This window comes from Streptomyces sp. AA1529 (assembly GCF_000280905.1).
In the GTDB taxonomy this organism is placed as follows: Bacteria; Actinomycetota; Actinomycetes; order Streptomycetales; family Streptomycetaceae; genus Streptomyces.
The window spans coordinates 17,284-34,385 of record NZ_ALAP01000070.1 but is presented as its reverse complement, the minus strand read 5'-3'; the positions used below and the strand labels follow the sequence as shown (position 1 = coordinate 34,385).

The window sequence follows — 17,102 nt, the reverse complement described above, 5'->3', positions numbered from 1 at the left end:
GGGGCGGAAGCGGGCGACCGCCGGGGCGCCGTAGTCCCGAACAGTCCGCTATACCACATTCGGGGAAGCCGGACGGACAACTTCTGTTAATCGGCGGATAGCGCTGAAACCAGACGGTCGTTGGCGTTACTGTCAGTTTCGTGTTCGCTGCGGAACGTCGTCAATTGATCCTAGAAATGGTGCGAGCGAACGGAGCAGTCTCGCTCCGTGAGCTGGCCCGCGTAGTCCAGACCTCCGAGGTGACCGTGCGCCGTGACGTACGGGCGCTGGAGGCCGAAGGACTCCTCGACCGCCGTCACGGCGGAGCCGTGCTGCCGGGAGGCTTCACCCGGGAGTCCGGCTTCCCCCAGAAATCCCACCTGGCCACCGCGGAGAAGACGGCGATCGCCGATCTGGCCGCGGGCCTCGTCTCGGAGGGCGAGGCCGTCGTCGTCGGAGCCGGTACGACGACGCAGGAGCTGGCGCGCCGGCTCGCGAGAGTGCCCGGCCTGACCGTGGTCACCAACTCGCTGCTGGTGGCCCAGGCGCTCGCGCACGCCAACCGGGTGGAGGTGGTGATGACCGGAGGCACCCTGCGCGGCTCCAACTACGCGCTGGTCGGCAGTGGCGCCGAGCAGTCCCTGCAGGGACTGCGGGTCTCCCGGGCCTTCCTGTCCGGAAGCGGGCTGACCGCCGAGCGCGGGCTGTCCACCTCCAACATGCTCTCCGCGAGCGTGGACCGGGCCCTGGTGCAGGCGGCCGGGGAGGTGGTGGTGCTGGCCGACCACACCAAGCTGGGTGCCGACACGATGTTCCAGACGGTGCCCACCGATGTGATCACCCGGCTGGTGACGGACGAACCCCCGCCGCACGACGACCGTGCCGAGACCGAGTTGCAGGCCCTCGCCGACCGCGGTGTCCAGGTGGCCGTCGCCGGGACGCCGTCCGCCGCTCCGGAGCGGGGCCGCCCCGAGGTGCCGATGCCCACCCCCCGCAGGGCGGCGCCGCAGGGTGGGAACCACTCCGGCGGCCACCCCGGCAACCACAACCACCCGGGACCGTCCGCGGGTCCGGCGGGCGGCGCCCCGCCCGGCCATCTGCGGTCCGCGCCGGCCGCGGTGCCGCCCCGGGTGGCGGACCTGGCGCCCAGGCGCCGCTGACCCGGCCGCACACGACGCGCGCCCGCCGCGGAGGCGTACCTCCGGCGGCGGGCGCGGCGTGCGGTTCCGGGCGGTCCGCGGTCCCGGTCAGTCCTTGATCTCGCAGATGACGCCGCCCGCGGTCACCGCGGCGCCGATCTCCGCGTTGAGGTCCTTGACGGTACCGGCGCGGTGCGCGTTCAGCGGCTGCTCCATCTTCATCGCCTCCAGGACGATGATGAGCTCGCCCTCCTCGACCTGCTGGCCCTCCTCCACGGCCACCTTGACGATGGTGCCCTGCATGGGGGAGGCGAGCGCGTCGCCGGAGACGGCGGTGCCGGACTTCTTGGCGGCCTTGCGCCGCGGCTTGCGGGCACCGCCCTCGACCGCGGCCCGCGCCAGCGGCATGCCCAGCGAGGAGGGCAGCGAGACCTCCAGCCGCTTGCCGCCGACCTCGACGACGACGGTCTCGCGCCCCGTGGCGTCCTCTTCCTCGGCCTCGCCGGGGGCGGGAGCCGCGAACGGCTTGAGGTCGTTGACGAACTCCGTCTCGATCCACCGGGTGTGGACGTCGAACGGCTCACCCTCGCGGCCGCTCACCTCGGGCGCGAACGCCGCGTCCCGGACCACCGTGCGGTGGAAGGGCAGCGCCGTGGCCATGCCGGTGACCTCGAACTCGTCCAGCGCGCGGGCGGCGCGCTGGAGCGCCTGCTGCCGGGTGGCGCCGGAGACGATCAGCTTGGCGAGCAGCGAGTCCCACGCCGGGCCGATCACCGAGCCGGACTCGACACCCGCGTCCAGCCGCACGCCGGGACCGCTGGGCGGCGCGAAGGTGGTGACGGTGCCGGGCGCCGGAAGGAAGTTGCGGCCCGGGTCCTCGCCGTTGATCCGGAACTCGAAGGAGTGACCGCGCAGCGGCGGGTCGTCGTAGCCCAGCTTCTCGCCGTCGGCGATCCGGAACATCTCGCGGACCAGGTCGATCCCGGTGACCTCCTCGGTCACCGGGTGCTCCACCTGGAGGCGGGTGTTGACCTCCAGGAAGGAGATCGTGCCGTCCTGGCCGACGAGGAACTCGCAGGTGCCGGCGCCCTCGTAGCCCGCCTCGCGGAGGATGGCCTTGGACGCGCGGTACAGCTCGGCGTTCTGCTCGCCCGTCAGATACGGGGCCGGGGCCTCCTCGACGAGCTTCTGGTGGCGGCGCTGGAGGGAGCAGTCGCGGGTGGAGACGACGACCACGTTGCCGTGCTTGTCGGCCAGGCACTGCGTCTCCACGTGCCGGGGCCGGTCCAGATAGCGCTCGACGAAGCACTCGCCGCGGCCGAAGGCGGCCACGGCCTCGCGGACCGCCGAGTCGTACAGCTCGGGGACCTCCTCCAGCGTGCGGGCCACCTTCAGGCCGCGCCCGCCGCCGCCGAAGGCGGCCTTGATGGCGATGGGCAGGCCGTTCTCCTCCGCGAAGGCGACGACCTCCTCCGCGCCGGAGACCGGGTCCTTGGTGCCGGCGACCAGCGGGGCGCCCGCGCGCTGCGCGATGTGCCGCGCGGCGACCTTGTCGCCCAGGTCGCGGATGGCCTGCGGGGGCGGGCCGATCCAGTTGAGGCCCGCGTCGAGCACCGCCTGCGCGAACTCGGCGTTCTCGGAGAGGAATCCGTAGCCGGGGTGGACGGCGTCGGCTCCCGAGTCGGCGGCCGCTTTCAGTACTTTGCCGACATCCAGATAGCTCGCCGCCGGGGTGTCACCGCCCAGGGCGAATGCCTCGTCGGCCACGCGGACGTGCAGCGCGTCCCGGTCCGGCTCGGCATAGACGGCGACACTCGCGATTCCCGCATCCCGGCACGCGCGGGCGACGCGGACGGCGATTTCGCCGCGGTTGGCGATGAGCACCTTGCGCACGATGGCTCCCTCCTTGGAACAACCTGAGTTTAGGTACAGGCGACACCTGACGCCGAGCCGCCAAGGGGGGTGAGCTTGCCCACACGGAGTGTCACCCGTGGGTCGCGCAGAACCGGATCTCCCCTCGTTGTCCCACGGTACGCCGCATTCGGTGGTGGAACGTGCGCCTTGGGCATGTGGGCTAGCTCTCTGTCGGAGTCGTGCGCCTGAGTGCGTCGTCTTTGTGGGGTCCCTACGACTCGCAGACGGAATTTTTGCTTTGCGTCGATTCTCTTGCCCCGGCTTGTACCCGTGAGTAGCGTTCGCCCTGCCGAGAGCACGTACCTGGAGTAACCCGCGGCGCGCAGCGGAACCGCGTCGGGCGATACGGCCGTCGAGCCGTCAAACGGCCGCCGGCGCACCGAAGATGCAGGCGACGGAAGAGGTGGCGGAGTGGCAGGGCGCAGACGGGCAGTGGCCGCGGTGACCGCGTTGGTGCTCACGATGGAAGCAGCCGTGCTCGTGGGCCTCAATCTCTTCCTGGGCAAGGTCGCGGACGCCCAGCAGATGTCCCTGGCCGGTATCGAACCGCGCGCCATGACGATCTCAGCGGTGATCGGCGCCGTGCTGGTCGGCGGCTATGTGCTCGGCTGCGCGCTGATCCTCCTCCGTACGGCGATACGTGACGTACCGCCGCGCGGCTTCTGGCGCATCGTGCTGATCAGTTGCGCGGTGGTGCACGGAGTGCTCGGCGCGTTCTGCGTCGGCCTCGTCGGCTGGCCGGCCTTCGTGCTGATGATGAGCATCCTGGGCCTCATCGTCTGGTCGTTGACCTGGTACGGCGAGGCGATGGCCGAGCCGGCCGGGCGGCGGCCCGCCGGACACCCCGGCGAACACCCCGGCGACGGGCCCGGCGTCAGCGCGGAGCCCACAGGTCCGTGACGGCGACCCCCAGCTCGCCCAGCAGCCCGCGCAGCGTGGGCAGCGAGAGCCCGAGCACGTTGCCGTGGTCGCCCTCGATACCGTCCACGAACGGCCCCGAGCGGCCGTCGAGCGTGAACGCGCCCGCCACGTGGAGCGGTTCGCCGCTGGCGACGTAGGCCGCGACCTCCGCGTCGGAGGGCCGCCCGAAGTGCACCGTCGTGGAGGTCGTCACCGAGCGGCGTGCGCCTGCCGCGGCCGCGCGGGTGTCCACGACGCAGTGCCCGGTGTGCAGCACCCCGGAGCGGCCGCGCATGTCCCGCCAGCGGGCCGTCGCCTCCGCCGCGTCGGCGGGCTTGCCCAGCGGCCGCCCGTCCAGCTCCAGCACCGAGTCGCAGCCGACGACCAGCGCCTCGGCGGCCTCGGCCCGCGCGGCGACCGCCGCGGCCTTGGCCTCGGCCAGCACCCGGGCCAGTTCGGACGGCGTCGGCGCGTCGAGCGCGTCCTCGTCCACCCCGCTGACGACCACCTCGGGCGCCATCCCGGCCTGCCGCAGCAGTGCGAGACGGGCGGGGGAGGCGGAGGCCAGCACAAGACGCGGTGAGTTCATGCGGCCATCGTAAGGAGTCGCCGTGCCGTGCCCCGCGGGGGCGCCCGAGGCGCCCGGGAGCACCCTGGATTCCCGGGACGCCGGGGGACGCTTTGGACGCCTAGGAGTACGTGACCGACAGCAGCAGCATCATCACCACCGCCGTGACCACGAGCAGCACCCAGCCGAGGCGGTGCACCTTCTCCTGGGTCCTGCGGATGTCCGGCGGCGGCTCGTCTCGGGGATCGGACCACAGCATCCGCCCATGGTGGCCGCACCCCGGCGCCCGCGCCTGAGTACGCGTACTCAGGCGCGGGCGCACGCGCAGCACACCCGCGGGCGCACGCGGCCGGCCGGTCGGCAGCGCGGCCGGTCAGCCGGCCCAGAAGGTGCGGCGCCAGGCCTCCGGACCCGGCGCCGGGGGCGGGCCGGGCACCGTACGGGCCGGATCCGACCAGGCGCTGGGCGCCGCCCGCCGCGGCTCGTCGGCCGGCACGGCGCGGGCGCGCACCCGCACCACCGCCAGCGCCGCCGCCAGTTCCTCGGGAGTGGGGTTGCCCCGGACGACCCGGATGGACGGCTCGGCCCCGGCAGTGCCCTCGGTTGCGCCCCGCGGGGCGGTCTCGACGGACTCCGTCGTCATCGCACTCTCCTCACAGCGGGATGTTGCCGTGCTTCTTCGGCGGGAGCTGCTCCCGCTTGCTGCGCAGCGTGCGCAGCCCGCGGGTGATGTGGCGGCGGGTCTCCGCGGGGCGGATCACCGCGTCCACGTAGCCGCGCTCGGCCGCCACGTACGGGTTCAGCAGCGCGTCCTCGTACTCCTGGGTGAGCTGGGCGCGCAGCTCCTCGGTCTGCTCGGGCGTACCGGCGCCGGCCAGCTTCTTGCGGTGCAGGATGTTGACCGCGCCCTGTGCGCCCATCACCGCGATCTGCGCCGTCGGCCAGGCGAAGTTGAGGTCGGCGCCCAGGTGCTTGGACCCCATCACGTCGTAGGCGCCGCCGAACGCCTTCCGGGTGATCACCGTGATCAGCGGCACCGTCGCCTCCGCGTACGCGTAGATCAGCTTGGCGCCGCGCCGGATGATCCCGTCGTACTCCTGGTCCGTGCCGGGCAGGAAGCCGGGGACGTCCACGAAGGTGAGCACGGGGATGTTGAACGAGTCGCAGGTGCGCACGAAGCGCGCCGCCTTCTCGCTCGCGTCGATGTTGAGGCAGCCCGCGAACTGCAGCGGCTGGTTGGCGACCACCCCCACCGGACGGCCCTCGACGCGGCCGAACCCGGTGACGATGTTCGGCGCGAACAGCGCCTGCGTCTCCAGGAACTCACCGTCGTCCAGCACGTGCTCGACCACGGTGTGCATGTCGTAGGGCTGGTTCGCCGAGTCCGGGATCAGGGCGTCCAGCTCCCGGTCTTCCTCGGAGGTCTCCAGGTCCGCCTCCTCCGGATAGCCGGGCGGCTCGGAGAGGTTGTTGGAGGGCAGGTAGGACAGCAGCGCCTTGACGTACTCGATGGCGTCCTTCTCGTCCCCCGCCATGTGGTGCGCCACACCCGAGGTCGCGTTGTGCGTGCGGGCGCCGCCCAGCTCCTCGAAGCCGACGTCCTCACCGGTGACCGTCTTGATCACGTCCGGCCCGGTGATGAACATGTGCGAGGTCTGGTCGACCATCACCGTGAAGTCCGTGATCGCCGGCGAGTAGACGGCGCCGCCCGCGCACGGGCCCAGGACCAGGGAGATCTGCGGGATCACCCCGGAGGCGTGGGTGTTGCGGCGGAAGATCTCCGCGAACAGGCCGAGTGCCGCCACCCCCTCCTGGATCCGGGCACCGCCGCCGTCGTTGATGCCCACGACCGGGCAGCCGGTCTTCAGAGCGAAGTCCATGACCTTCACGATCTTCTCGCCGTAGACCTCGCCGAGGGCGCCGCCGAAGATGGTGAAGTCCTGCGAGAAGACGCACACGGGGCGGCCGTCGACGGTGCCGTAGCCGGTGACCACGCCGTCCCCGTACGGGCGGTTGCTCTCCAGCCCGAAGTTGGTCGAGCGGTGCCGCGCGAACTCGTCCAGCTCGGTGAACGACCCCTCGTCGAGCAGGAGTTCCACCCGCTCCCGGGCGGTCAGTTTCCCCTTGGCGTGCTGCTTCTCCACCGCGCGCTCCGAGCCCGCGTGCACGGCCTCCGCCGTGCGCCGCTCGAAGTCCGCGAGCTTGCCCGCGGTGGTGTGGATGTCGAGGTCGTCGATGTCGGGGCTGGGCGAGGACATCTCGGAGGGCTCCTTACCGTCGCGGGTTGGCTACCGACCCGTAGGCTATCTGCGACCTGCCCGTCACGGAGTGCGTCGTTGGCCACACTCGGGTCCACCCGGACCGGCGTCCGGCCTCGTCGGCGGGTGGCGGGGGCCGGATCCGGCGTACCCCCCATAACCTGGCCGCATGACGTCACACCGCTGGTCCGACCTCGACCGCCCCCCGCTCCGTCAGGCGGCCCTGCGCAGGGCACTGCTCGGCGGGGACTCCCTCTGGACCGACCTGGAGGTGGTCGAGTCGCTCGGCTCGACCAACACCGAGCTGGTGGCCCGCGCCCGCACGGGGAAGGCCGAGCCCGGCGCCGTCCTCGTCGCCGAGGAGCAGACCGCGGGCAAGGGCCGGCTGGACCGCTCGTGGACGGCCCCGCCCCGCTCCGGCCTCTTCTTCTCGATGCTGCTGCGCCCCGAGCCCCCGGCGGAGCGCTGGGGCTGGCTCCCGCTGCTGGCCGGGGTGGCCGCGGCCGGTGCGCTCGCCCGTACGGCCGGTGTCGACACCGGCCTCAAGTGGCCCAACGACGTGCTGACGACCGCCAAGGGCGGCGAACGCAAGGTCGGCGGCATCCTGGCGGAACGCGTCGACTCCGACGCCGTCGTCCTCGGTATCGGGCTCAACGTCAGCCTCCGCGAGGACGAGCTGCCGGTCCCCACCGCAGGTTCGCTGCTGCTGGCCGGGGCTCAGGGCACGGACCGGGACCCGCTGCTGCGTGCGGTGCTGCGCGCGGTGGAGGACTGGTACGGCCGCTGGACGGCGGCGGACGGCGACCCGGCGGCCTCGGCCGTGCTGGACGCCTACGCGGCGGGCTGCGTGACGCTCGGCAGGACCGTGCGCGCGACGCTGCCCGGCGGGGGAGAGCTGGTGGGCGAGGCCGTCGCGGTGGACGGCGACGGCCGACTGGTCATCGCCTCGGAACAGGGCGTACAGCATCCGGTCGCAGCTGGTGACATCGTCCATCTGCGCCCCGCGACCGGACCGTGAGGTAGCGCACAACTGCCGTATGGTGGGCAATCGGCGGTGACATCGAGTGCCACCCGGGAGCGGTGGCCGGACCGCCGGCGGATCGGGCAAGAGGGAACGGAAGGGCTGTGCGCAGGGACGACGCGAGGCCGCGACACCACGCCGCGGAGCGTGCGGGGAGCCCGCGGTGACCGCGGACGAACCGGGCGTGCCCGGACGCGGAGCGGCGTCCGCCGGGTCCGCACCGGTACCGGGTGCCACGGGCGCCGGAGCCGGGGGCGGGACCGGAGCCGGGGGCGGTGACCGCGGAATCCCGGACGCCGCCGATCCGGCGGACGCCGCGGCGGGTCCGCCCGGCGATCCCGCGGACGGCGCCGCCCCGGCGCCGGGCGATCCCGCGGACGGCGACCCCGGTGCTTCCGGTGACCCCGGTGCTTCCGGTGCTTCCGCGGGGGCGCCGCCTGCCGGGGGTGCCGGCGTGTCCCCCGCCGGGGACGGTCCGGCGGGCCCCTTCGCCGAAGGCGCGGGGGACCCGGACGACGAGCCCGACCCCAGCGCGCTGCGCATCGAGGAGCTCATTCTCGGGTCCGAGCGGCAGTACACGCCCTTCCAGGCCGCCCGCGCCGCCGGGGTCTCCATGGAGCTGGCCTCCCGGTTCTGGCGGGCGATGGGCTTCGCCGACGTCGGCCAGGCCCGGGCGCTGACCGAGGCCGACGTGCTGGCGCTGCGGCGGCTGTCGGGCCTGGTCGAGGCGGGGCTGCTGAGCGAGACGATGGCGGTGCAGGTGGCCCGCTCCACCGGGCAGACCACGGCGCGGCTCGCGGACTGGCAGATCGACTCGTTCCTGATGGGGCTGACCGAGCCGCCCGAGCCCGGGATGACCCGCAACGAGGTCACCTTCCCGCTGGTGCAGCTCCTCCTGCCCGAGCTGGAGGAGTTCCTGGTCTATGTGTGGCGCCGGCAGCTGGCCGCCGCCACCGGCCGGGTCGTCCAGGCGCAGGACGACGAGGAGATGGTCAACCGGCGGCAGGCCATCGGCTTCGCCGACCTGGTGGGCTTCACCCGGTTGACCCGCCGCCTGGAGGACGAGGAACTGGGCGAGCTGGTGGAGGCGTTCGAGACCACCTCGGCCGACCTGGTCGCCGCGCACGGCGGGCGGCTCATCAAGGCGCTGGGCGACGAGATCCTCTACGTCGCCGAGGACGCGGGCACGGCTGCGGAGATCGGGCTGCGGCTGATCGAGACGATGGCCAACGACGCGACGATGCCGGAGCTGCGGGTCGGTATCGCCTTCGGGACGATGACGACCCGGATGGGTGATGTCTTCGGCAACACGGTCAACCTCGCCAGCAGGCTGACCTCGATAGCGCCCAAGGACACGGTGCTGGTGGACGGTGCGCTGCGGGCCGAGCTGACCGCCTCGGGCGCCGCGCCGGAGTCGGAGAAGGAGAGCGAGGACCTGTCCGGGTACCGGTTCGCGCTCCAGCCGCTCTACCAGCGTCCGGTGCGCGGGCTGGGCGTCGTGGAGCCCTGGCTGCTGCGGCGCCGCGGCACCGGAGGCTAGCCGGCGCCGACCCGGCGGGCGGGGGGACGCGTCCGGCGGGTGCCGCGCCGGACGTTGACGGGCGGAAGTTAGCGACCGTTATCGTGGCGGTCATGGATCTCAGCGAGCAGGCGTTCGGGGAGTGGGTGCGGGTCCGCAAGGACGGGCACGTCGCGGAGCTGGTGATGGACCGGAGTGGGGCCATGAACGCCGTGTCGACGGCGTTCGCGGGCGCCCTGGCCGACGCGTGCGCCGCGCTCGCGCGGGACGGTGAGGTGCGGGCCACCGTACTGACCTCGACGCACGAGCGCGCGTTCTGCGTCGGCGCCGACCTCAAGGAGCGCAACTCCTTCAGCGACGCGGAGCTGGCGGCCCAGCGTCCGCACGCCCGGGCCGCCTACACCGGGGTGCTGGAACTGCCGATGCCGACGATCGCCGCCGTGCACGGCTATGCGCTGGGCGGCGGGTACGAACTGGCGCTGGCCTGCGACCTGATCGTGGCCGACCCCACCGCGGTGCTGGGCCTGCCCGAGGTGTCGGTCGGTGTCGTACCGGGCGGCGGCGGGACGCAGCTGCTGCCGCGCCGGGTGGGTGCGGCCCGGGCCGCCGAGCTGATCTTCACCGCGCGCCGGGTGGCCGCCGAGGAGGCGCGGGCGCTCGGCATGGTCGACCTGCTCGCGGAGTCGGGTACGGACCGGGCCGAGGCGCTGGCGCTCGCGGCCCGCATCGCGGCCAACTCGCCGGTCGGGCTGCGCGCCGCCAAGCGGGCGCTGCGCACCGGATGGGGGATGGACCTGCGGGCGGGGCTGGAGGTGGAGGAGGCCGCCTGGCGTACGGTCGCCTTCTCCGGTGACCGGGCCGAGGGCGTCGCGGCGTTCAACGAGAAGCGGAAGCCGGACTGGCCCGGGGTCTGACCGTGCGGGCGGCTTCGGCCGGCCTCTTCGACGGGGCGCTGCGGCGGCGCCCGGTGCGGCGCCGTACGGCGGATCGATGTGCGGCGGATCGGGTGTGCGGCGGAGTGGCGGTTCCCGGGCGCGGGATGCGCGGTTTCCCGGCGGGGCGCGGGGTCTTCTTCGTAGAGTGAAGCTCTGCGTAATGATCCGTGCGGCAGAACGGGGCGAAGCCTCCTAATCTTGGCGTATGGGTCGAACAGCGGAGGACGCGGACGCGCGCCTCGATGCCGTCGTCGTGCTGTCCCAGGCCATGGCGGCGGCCCAGACCTCGGCGCCCGCCGCGGCCCGCCCGCACCCGCACCCCGCGGACGACCCCGAGACCGACACCGCCCGCTCCCACCGGGACATAGCGCACGCGGCGGCCGAAGGCGCCCGCGCGGCGATGGGCGGCACGTTCGCCGCCGTGTCCGTCTGGGAGCCGGCCGGCGGTCGGCTGCGCGTGCTGGCCAACGTGGGGGAGCGGGCGCCGGAGGAGGCCGAGTACCCCGCCGACGAGTCCTACCCGGTGCACGACTTCCCCCAGCTCGCCGAACTGCTGCACGAGTGGTGGGCGGGCGGCGGCCGGCCGCAGGCGTGGGTGGTGGGCGACGGCCCGGAGGCGGCGGGCGGCGCCGGGGACCCGGCGGCGCACGGCTACCGCCGGGTGGCGGCGCGGCGCCGCAGGGGCCGCGGCTCCTGTGTGATCGCACCGATCGTGCTGCGCGGCCGGGCCTGGGGAGAGCTGTATGTGGCACGGCCCGCCGGAGGACCGGCCTTCACCCGCGCCGACGCCGACTTCGCCGCGGTGCTCGCGGCCCTCATAGCCTCGGGCATCGCGCAGAACGAGCAGTTGGAGGAGGTCCGCAGGCTCGCCTACACCGACCCCCTCACCGGACTCGCCAACCGGCGCGCCGTCGAGACCCGGCTGGACGAGGCCATCGCGCTCCACCGCGATCTGGGCACCGTCGTCAGCCTCGTCGTCTGCGACCTCAACGGGCTCAAAGGCGTCAACGACGCCCAGGGGCACGAGGCCGGCGACCGGCTGCTGGAACGGTTCGCCGCCGTGCTGTCCGCGGCGGCGGCCGCCCTGCCCGGCGCGCTGGCCGGGCGGTTGGGCGGCGACGAGTTCTGCCTGCTGGCCGTGGGCCCCGCCGCCGACGAGGTGGTGCACACCGTCGGCGAACTGTGCCGCAGCGCCGCCGCGCTGGAGCTGGGGGAGGGGGTGGCCTGCGGGATCGCGTCGACCGGCGACCCGGTGGGCGCCGTGCGCTCCGCACACCGCCTCTTCCGGCTGGCGGACGCCGCCCAGTACCGCGCCAAGGCGCTGCGCTCCGGCGCGCCGGTCGTCGCGGGCCGGGAGGGCGGGCCCGACGATCCCACGGTCCGGCTGGCCGCCACCCCCGACCCGCTGCCGCCCGCCCCCGAGCGCCGCCGCTTCCGCCGCAGCTGAGCTCCGGCGCCGGGCTCCGCCGCGCCGGATCCCGTGCACCGAGCCCGCAGCCGGTCGCGCGCAGCCGGTGTCAACGGCCGGTCCCCGGTGCGGGGTCCGCCTCCCGCAGGGTGCGGTGCAGCGCGCGGGCGAACGCCGCCGGGTGCTCGACGCAGCCGAGATGGCCGCCGGGGAACTCCCGGCACCGCGCCCCCACCGTCTCGGCCAGCTCGGTGGCGAGGGTGTGCGGGAGCTGTCCGCGGGAGGCCCGGCCGACCCCGACGACCAGCCGGTCCGCGGCGGCCCGCAGCCGGGCGAGGTCCGGGCCGTGGTGGGTGAAGGGCTTCAGCACATGTTCCAGGAAGTGGCCGCTGCTCGCCTCGACGGCGGCCCGCAGCCCCGCCGGCATCGGTTCCGGCGCTCCCTCGTCCTCGGCCGGGTCGAGCGGCTCGGCCTCGCCCAGCGTCGCCCCCATCCGCGCGTAGCCCGGCCCGACACCCTCGCGCGCGGCGACCTCGCTGATCTGCGCGAACGCGTCCAGTGCCGGTCCGGGGACGGCCGACACCCGGGCCAGCGGCGGCTCGTGCGCGACGGCGAGCCGCACCCGGTCGGGGTGCAGCGTCAGCAGTTCGACGGCGGTGATGCCGCCGGAGCTGGTGCCGAACACATAGCAGGGCTCGTCGGGGGAGAGCAGGTCGAGCAGCCGCCCGGCGTCGGCGGCGTGCACCGCGACGCGCTGCTCCTCGCCGGGGGCGTCCAGCGGGCTGCCGCTGATCCCGCGCGGCGCGTAGCTCGCCACGGTGAAGTGGGCGGCGAGTGCGGGCGCCACTCCGTGGAAGACGTCCGCGTTCCCCGCGCCGCCCGGTATGAGCAGCAGCAGCGGTCCCGTGCCGCGCACCTGGTAGCCGAGGGTGGCGCCCGGGACGGGCAGGGCGCCGGAACGGGGTTCGGCGGCGTCGGATCGGTCATTCACCGGTCTGCTCCTCATCTCTGATGTGCTCGATGTGTTCGGCCCCGCACCCGCCGCCTTCGGCCCCGCACCCGCCGCCTTCGGCCCCGCACCCGCCGCCTTCGGCCCTGTGCCCGCCGTCTGCGGTCCCGCACCCGACGGCCGGGGCCGCGGCCCGGCCCGGGCGCGGATCGCGGGTGCCGCGCGGCTCCGGCTGCGTGGTCCGCGGCCAGTTCTCCAGCAGGAAGTGCAGCGCCTCCAGGGAGCGGCGCCAGGAGTCGTCGAGGCGCCGCGGGTGGCTGAACCCGGTGCGGGTCTCCAGGTCCGCGTAGCCGTGGAAGGTGCTGCGCAGCAGCCGCCCGGCGTCGGTCAGGTCCGGTTCCCGGAGGCCGTAGGCGCGCAGCATGCCGTAGGTCAGTTCGATGCTGCGGCGGTGGCCGACGGACTCGGCGGCGACGGCGGGGTCGACCTGGAGCTGTCCGGCGGCGTAGCGGCCGGGGTGTTCGAGGGCGTAGCCGCGGAAGGCGTCGGCGAAGGCGAGCAGCGCGTCCTTGCCGGCGCGCCCGGCGACGGCTGCGCCGATCCGGTCGGTCATCTCGCGGGCCGCCTGGACGCACAGCCGGGTGCGCAGGTCGGCGAGGTTGCGGACGTGGGAGTAGAGGCTGGCGTCCTTGACGCCGAATCCGCGGGCCAGCGCGGACAGTGTGACGTTGTCCAGGCCCACCTCGTCCGCCAGCTCGGCTGCTGCCTGGACGATCCGGTCCACGGTCAGACCCGCGCGCACCATGGGTTCACCATCCTCTCCGGCGTCGGCCGCGTACGGTCCGCAGCCTAGACCTAGGGGGTCTAGGCAGAAAACTAGGTTTCCTAGCCCGGGGTCCACCCACGCCTCGTGACAGATGGCAATTCACTCACTAGGGTTCGTGAATATGAATATGCACACTGTGGTCGTCGGGAGCTCGGGCACCAGCCCCGAGGAGGTCGTCGCCGTGGCCCGGGACGGTGCCCGCGTCGAGCTGGCCGAGGAGGCCCGCGAGGCGCTGCGCACCGCCCGCCGCTTCATCGACGACCTCGCCGCCAAGCCCGACCCGGTCTACGGCGTCTCCACCGGCTTCGGTGCCCTCGCCGTCCGCCACATCGGCCCGGACCTGCGCGCTCAGCTCCAGCGCAACATCGTCCGCTCGCACGCCGCGGGAATGGGCCCGCGAGTGGAGCGCGAGGTGGTGCGCGCGCTGATGTTCCTGCGGCTGAAGACCCTCGCCTCCGGCCGCACCGGGGTACGCGCCGAGGTGGCCCAGGCCATGGCCGACCTGCTCAACGCCGGCATCACACCGCTGGTGCACGAGTACGGCTCGCTCGGCTGCTCCGGCGACCTCGCCCCGCTCTCCCACTGCGCCCTCACGCTGATGGGCGAGGGCGAGGCCGAAGGCCCCGACGGCGAGCTGCGCCCGGCCGCCGAGCTGCTCGCCGAGCACGGCCTCGTCCCCGTCGAGCTGCGCGAGAAGGAGGGGCTGGCGCTCCTCAACGGCACGGACGGAATGCTCGGCATGCTGCTGATGGCGTGCGCCGACCTCGGGCGGCTGTTCAGCTCCGCCGATGTCGCGGCGGCGCTGTCGCTGGAGGCGCTGCTGGGGACCGACCGGGTGCTCGCCCCCGAGCTGCACGCCGTCCGGCCGCACCCGGGGCAGGCCGCCAGCGCGGCCAACATGCTCAAGGTGCTGGAGGGGTCCGGCCTCACCGGCCACCACCAGGACGACGCGCCGCGGGTGCAGGACGCCTACTCGGTGCGCTGTGCGCCGCAGGTCGCCGGAGCGGGCCGGGACACGCTCGCGCACGCCCGCGCGGTCGCCGAGCGGGAGCTGGCCTCGTCCGTGGACAACCCGGTGGTGCTGCCCGACGGGCGGGTCGAGTCCAACGGGAACTTCCACGGAGCCCCGGTCGCCTACGTCCTCGACTTCCTCGCCGTCGCCGTCGCGGACCTCGCCTCGATCGCCGAGCGCCGCACCGACCGGCTGCTGGACAAGAACCGCTCCCACGGGCTGCCGCCGTTCCTGGCCCACGACGCGGGTGTGGACTCCGGGCTGATGATCGCCCAGTACACGCAGGCCGCGCTGGTCAGCGAGCTGAAGCGGCTGGCGGTGCCCGCCTCGGTCGACTCCATCCCGTCCTCCGCGATGCAGGAGGACCATGTGTCGATGGGCTGGTCGGCGGCCCGGAAACTGCGCACGGCGGTCGCCGGACTCGCCCGGGTGATCGGCGTGGAGGTGTACGCGGCGGCCCGGGCGGTCGAGCTGCGCTCCGGGACGGCCGGGCTGGCGCCCGGCGGGGCGGCGCAGGCCGTGATCGCGGGGCTGCGCGAGGCCGGGGCCGGGGGGCCGGGCGGGGACCGCTACCTGGCGCCGGACCTGGCGGCCGCCGAGGACTTCGTCCGCTCCGGCGCGCTGCTGGACGCGATCCGGCCGGTCACCGGGCCGCTCGCCTAGCTGCGCCGGTACGGACCGTGCCGGGCGCGCGGGCGGCGGGATCCGGCGCCCGCGGCGGCGGAGCCGCGCGGCGTCGCCCGCGGTGACCGGCTGGTCACTCCGCCGCCGCGCCCCCGGCATGTTCCAACCGCGTCACAGAGTTGCTGTGATGGGTGGGATGTTCAGGTTTTTCGGGGGTAGCGTTGGCGGTGGGTACGAACCCGAGAGCGAGCAGGACTCCGCCGGCCGCCGCGGCAGTGGCCAGAGGTCGGCGGTGGACTGACAGCTTCGAGGGTCCGGCCTCGGACACGAACGCCCTCCTGGGTGCGTGGGTACGGCGTACGGCTTGGGGGTCAGTGGTGAACTGGCCGTACGCGGGCCGATGTTACTGAGAAGCGGAGGCAAGGGGGAAGTCATACTTCCGCTTTTCCTGGGAACCAGGAGAGGTCATACACCAGGCGGACAGGTGTCCTGGACCACAGTTTGACAGAAAGTGGAACCGGTCATAGTCCCCGGTGCGTTCTTGTGCAAAGAGCGGGAGCGCACCTGTCCGATTTCGGACGCCGTGGGGGCTGCGCAGCTTTTTTACCGGGGAGACATGGGGTTCCGAAGGCAGATGGAGAAGCCAGTGATGACGGGTGGGAAGCACCGCAGGGGTCTCGCGGTCACGGCCGCGCTGCTCGGTGGGGTGCTCACGCTGAGCGCCTGCGGCGGTGGTGACGACGGCGACGACACCGAGAAGTCGGCCACCAAGAACGACATATCCGCCGAGAAGGACAGCTCGTCCGCCCGAATAAAGATCTCCGCCGAGGACGGGGCCGACAACGCCAGCATCAACACCGGCGGCAACGTCACCGTCACCGGCGGCAAGCTCACCAAGGTGAGCCTCAAGGCGGTCCAGAGCGGCGCCACCATAGAGGGCAGCCTCGGCTCGGACGGCAAGAGCTGGAAGCCCGGCAAGCAGCTGGAGCGGGCCACCAAGTACGAGATCAGCGCCACGGCCAAGGACGGCGAGGGCCGCAAGGCCGTCGAGAACCGCACCTTCACCACCGTCGCACCGGAGCACAGCTTCATCGGCACCTATGTCGGTCAGGACGGCTCCACGGTCGGGGTCGGCATGCCGGTCTCCATCACCTTCGACAAGCAGATCCAGAACAAGAAGGCCGTCCAGTCCGCGATCAAGGTCAGCTCCAGCAGCGGCCAGGAGGTCGTCGGCCACTGGTTCGGCAACGACCGCCTCGACTTCCGCCCCGAGGACTACTGGCAGCCCAACACCAAGGTCACCCTCGACCTCGGCCTCGACGGGGTGAAGGCGGGCAACGGCAACGTCGGCGTCCAGGACAAGAAGGTCACCTTCAACATCGGGCGCAAGCAGGTCAGCACGGTCGATGTGAAGTCCTACAAGATGAAGGTCGAGCGCGACGGCAAGGTCGTCAAGACCATCCCGATCTCGGCCGGCAGCGCGAAGAACCCCACGTACAACGGACAGATGGTGATCTCCGAGAAGCACAAGGAGACCCGGATGGACGGCAACACCGTCGGGTTCGGCCGCAAGGGCGCCGAGGGCTACGACATCCCGGACGTCCCGCACGCCATGCGACTGTCCACCTCGGGCACCTTCATCCACGGCAACTACTGGGGCGCGCCCTTCGGCTCCGGCAACACCAGCCACGGCTGTGTCGGCCTCAAGGACACCCGCGGCGCGGGCAGCACCTCGACCGACGCCGGCTGGTTCTACGAGAACTCGATGATCGGCGACGTCGTCGTGGTCAAGGGCTCGCCGGACAAGACGATCCAGCCCGACAACGGCCTCAACGGCTGGAACATGAACTGGTCGGAGTGGAAGGCCGGCTCCGCGGTCTGATCCACCGGCACCTCCGCCACACGGCTGCGGGCCCCGCGTTTCGCGGGGCCCGCAGCCGTGTGCGGGCCCCCCTCACCAGCCGGGTCATCGCCTCCGGGGACGTACTGCGGGCCATGGGGGAGTGGGGCGCGGCGGCCGACCCTCCCGAACCGGCCCGCTGACCCCCGG

General features: G+C 73.4%; 14 protein-coding genes and 1 pseudogene. 8 read left to right on the top strand and 7 right to left on the bottom strand.

Annotated features, from left to right (window positions below; all coding sequences use genetic code 11):
- Nucleotides 1-176 precede the first annotated feature (176 nt).
- Nucleotides 177-1,139, top strand: a complete 963-nt coding sequence (locus A949_RS0119645) for a DeoR/GlpR family DNA-binding transcription regulator (RefSeq protein WP_019357733.1) — start codon at nucleotides 177-179, stop codon at nucleotides 1,137-1,139.
- 87 nt (nucleotides 1,140-1,226) lie between these two features.
- Here A949_RS0119645 and A949_RS0119640 read toward each other — a convergent pair whose 3' ends face one another.
- Nucleotides 1,227-3,011: an ATP-binding protein gene (locus A949_RS0119640; protein WP_019357732.1), complete on the bottom strand. Its 1,785-nt coding sequence runs from the start codon at nucleotides 3,009-3,011 to the stop codon at nucleotides 1,227-1,229.
- 432 nt (nucleotides 3,012-3,443) lie between these two features.
- Between A949_RS0119640 and A949_RS0119635 the strand changes: the two genes are divergently transcribed.
- The gene (locus tag A949_RS0119635) at nucleotides 3,444-3,932 is read left to right on the top strand and encodes a hypothetical protein (protein ID WP_237735863.1); all 489 of its coding nucleotides are present in this window, start codon (nucleotides 3,444-3,446) and stop codon (nucleotides 3,930-3,932) included.
- Here the strand turns inward: A949_RS0119635 and A949_RS0119630 are convergent.
- The 4 genes from A949_RS0119630 to A949_RS0119615 all read right to left on the bottom strand — a co-directional run bounded on the left by A949_RS0119630 (nucleotide 3,907) and on the right by A949_RS0119615 (nucleotide 6,758).
- Nucleotides 3,907-4,521, bottom strand: a complete 615-nt coding sequence (locus tag A949_RS0119630) for a Maf family protein (RefSeq protein WP_078565477.1) — start codon at nucleotides 4,519-4,521, stop codon at nucleotides 3,907-3,909. The two genes, A949_RS0119635 and A949_RS0119630, sit on opposite strands and share 26 nt — an antisense overlap.
- A 100-nt stretch (nucleotides 4,522-4,621) precedes the next feature.
- The gene (gene mmpB, locus A949_RS38555) at nucleotides 4,622-4,759 is read right to left on the bottom strand and encodes a morphogenic membrane protein MmpB (protein ID WP_019357729.1); all 138 of its coding nucleotides are present in this window, start codon (nucleotides 4,757-4,759) and stop codon (nucleotides 4,622-4,624) included.
- A 114-nt stretch (nucleotides 4,760-4,873) separates the two neighbouring features.
- Nucleotides 4,874-5,143, bottom strand: a complete 270-nt coding sequence (locus A949_RS0119620; RefSeq protein WP_019357728.1) for an acyl-CoA carboxylase epsilon subunit — start codon at nucleotides 5,141-5,143, stop codon at nucleotides 4,874-4,876.
- Nucleotides 5,144-5,153: 10 nt separating this feature from the next.
- Nucleotides 5,154-6,758 (bottom strand): acyl-CoA carboxylase subunit beta, encoded by a 1,605-nt coding sequence (locus A949_RS0119615; protein WP_019357727.1) that lies wholly within the window; start codon nucleotides 6,756-6,758, stop codon nucleotides 5,154-5,156.
- Nucleotides 6,759-6,927: 169 nt separating this feature from the next.
- Between A949_RS0119615 and A949_RS0119610 the strand changes: the two genes are divergently transcribed.
- The 4 genes from A949_RS0119610 (at nucleotide 6,928) to A949_RS0119595 (ending at nucleotide 11,680) form a co-directional block, all read left to right on the top strand.
- Nucleotides 6,928-7,776, top strand: coding sequence for a biotin--[acetyl-CoA-carboxylase] ligase (locus A949_RS0119610; RefSeq protein ID WP_019357726.1), 849 nt, complete (start codon nucleotides 6,928-6,930; stop codon nucleotides 7,774-7,776).
- A 289-nt stretch (nucleotides 7,777-8,065) separates the two neighbouring features.
- On the top strand, nucleotides 8,066-9,319 hold the full coding sequence (locus tag A949_RS33940; RefSeq protein ID WP_051019565.1) for an adenylate/guanylate cyclase domain-containing protein: 1,254 nt from the start codon (nucleotides 8,066-8,068) through the stop codon (nucleotides 9,317-9,319).
- A 92-nt stretch (nucleotides 9,320-9,411) separates the two neighbouring features.
- On the top strand, nucleotides 9,412-10,212 hold the full coding sequence (locus tag A949_RS0119600; RefSeq protein WP_037706960.1) for an enoyl-CoA hydratase/isomerase family protein: 801 nt from the start codon (nucleotides 9,412-9,414) through the stop codon (nucleotides 10,210-10,212).
- Nucleotides 10,213-10,438: 226 nt separating this feature from the next.
- The gene (locus A949_RS0119595) at nucleotides 10,439-11,680 is read left to right on the top strand and encodes a GGDEF domain-containing protein (RefSeq protein ID WP_037706937.1); all 1,242 of its coding nucleotides are present in this window, start codon (nucleotides 10,439-10,441) and stop codon (nucleotides 11,678-11,680) included.
- A 70-nt stretch (nucleotides 11,681-11,750) separates the two neighbouring features.
- Here the strand turns inward: A949_RS0119595 and A949_RS0119590 are convergent, their stop codons facing one another.
- Both A949_RS0119590 and A949_RS33935 read right to left on the bottom strand, forming a co-directional pair.
- Nucleotides 11,751-12,632, bottom strand: a complete 882-nt coding sequence (locus A949_RS0119590) for an alpha/beta fold hydrolase (RefSeq protein WP_019357722.1) — start codon at nucleotides 12,630-12,632, stop codon at nucleotides 11,751-11,753.
- Nucleotides 12,633-12,822: 190 nt separating this feature from the next.
- Nucleotides 12,823-13,395 (bottom strand): annotated as a pseudogene (locus tag A949_RS33935) (TetR/AcrR family transcriptional regulator); the annotation flags it as partial.
- A 148-nt stretch (nucleotides 13,396-13,543) separates the two neighbouring features.
- Between A949_RS33935 and hutH the strand changes: the two are divergent.
- Together hutH and A949_RS0119570 are read left to right on the top strand one after the other, a co-directional pair.
- The gene (gene hutH / locus A949_RS0119580) at nucleotides 13,544-15,091 is read left to right on the top strand and encodes a histidine ammonia-lyase (protein ID WP_026004834.1); all 1,548 of its coding nucleotides are present in this window, start codon (nucleotides 13,544-13,546) and stop codon (nucleotides 15,089-15,091) included.
- 610 nt (nucleotides 15,092-15,701) lie between these two features.
- Nucleotides 15,702-16,934, top strand: coding sequence for a L,D-transpeptidase (locus A949_RS0119570; RefSeq protein WP_019357718.1), 1,233 nt, complete (start codon nucleotides 15,702-15,704; stop codon nucleotides 16,932-16,934).
- The last annotated feature ends 168 nt before the right edge of the window (nucleotides 16,935-17,102 follow it).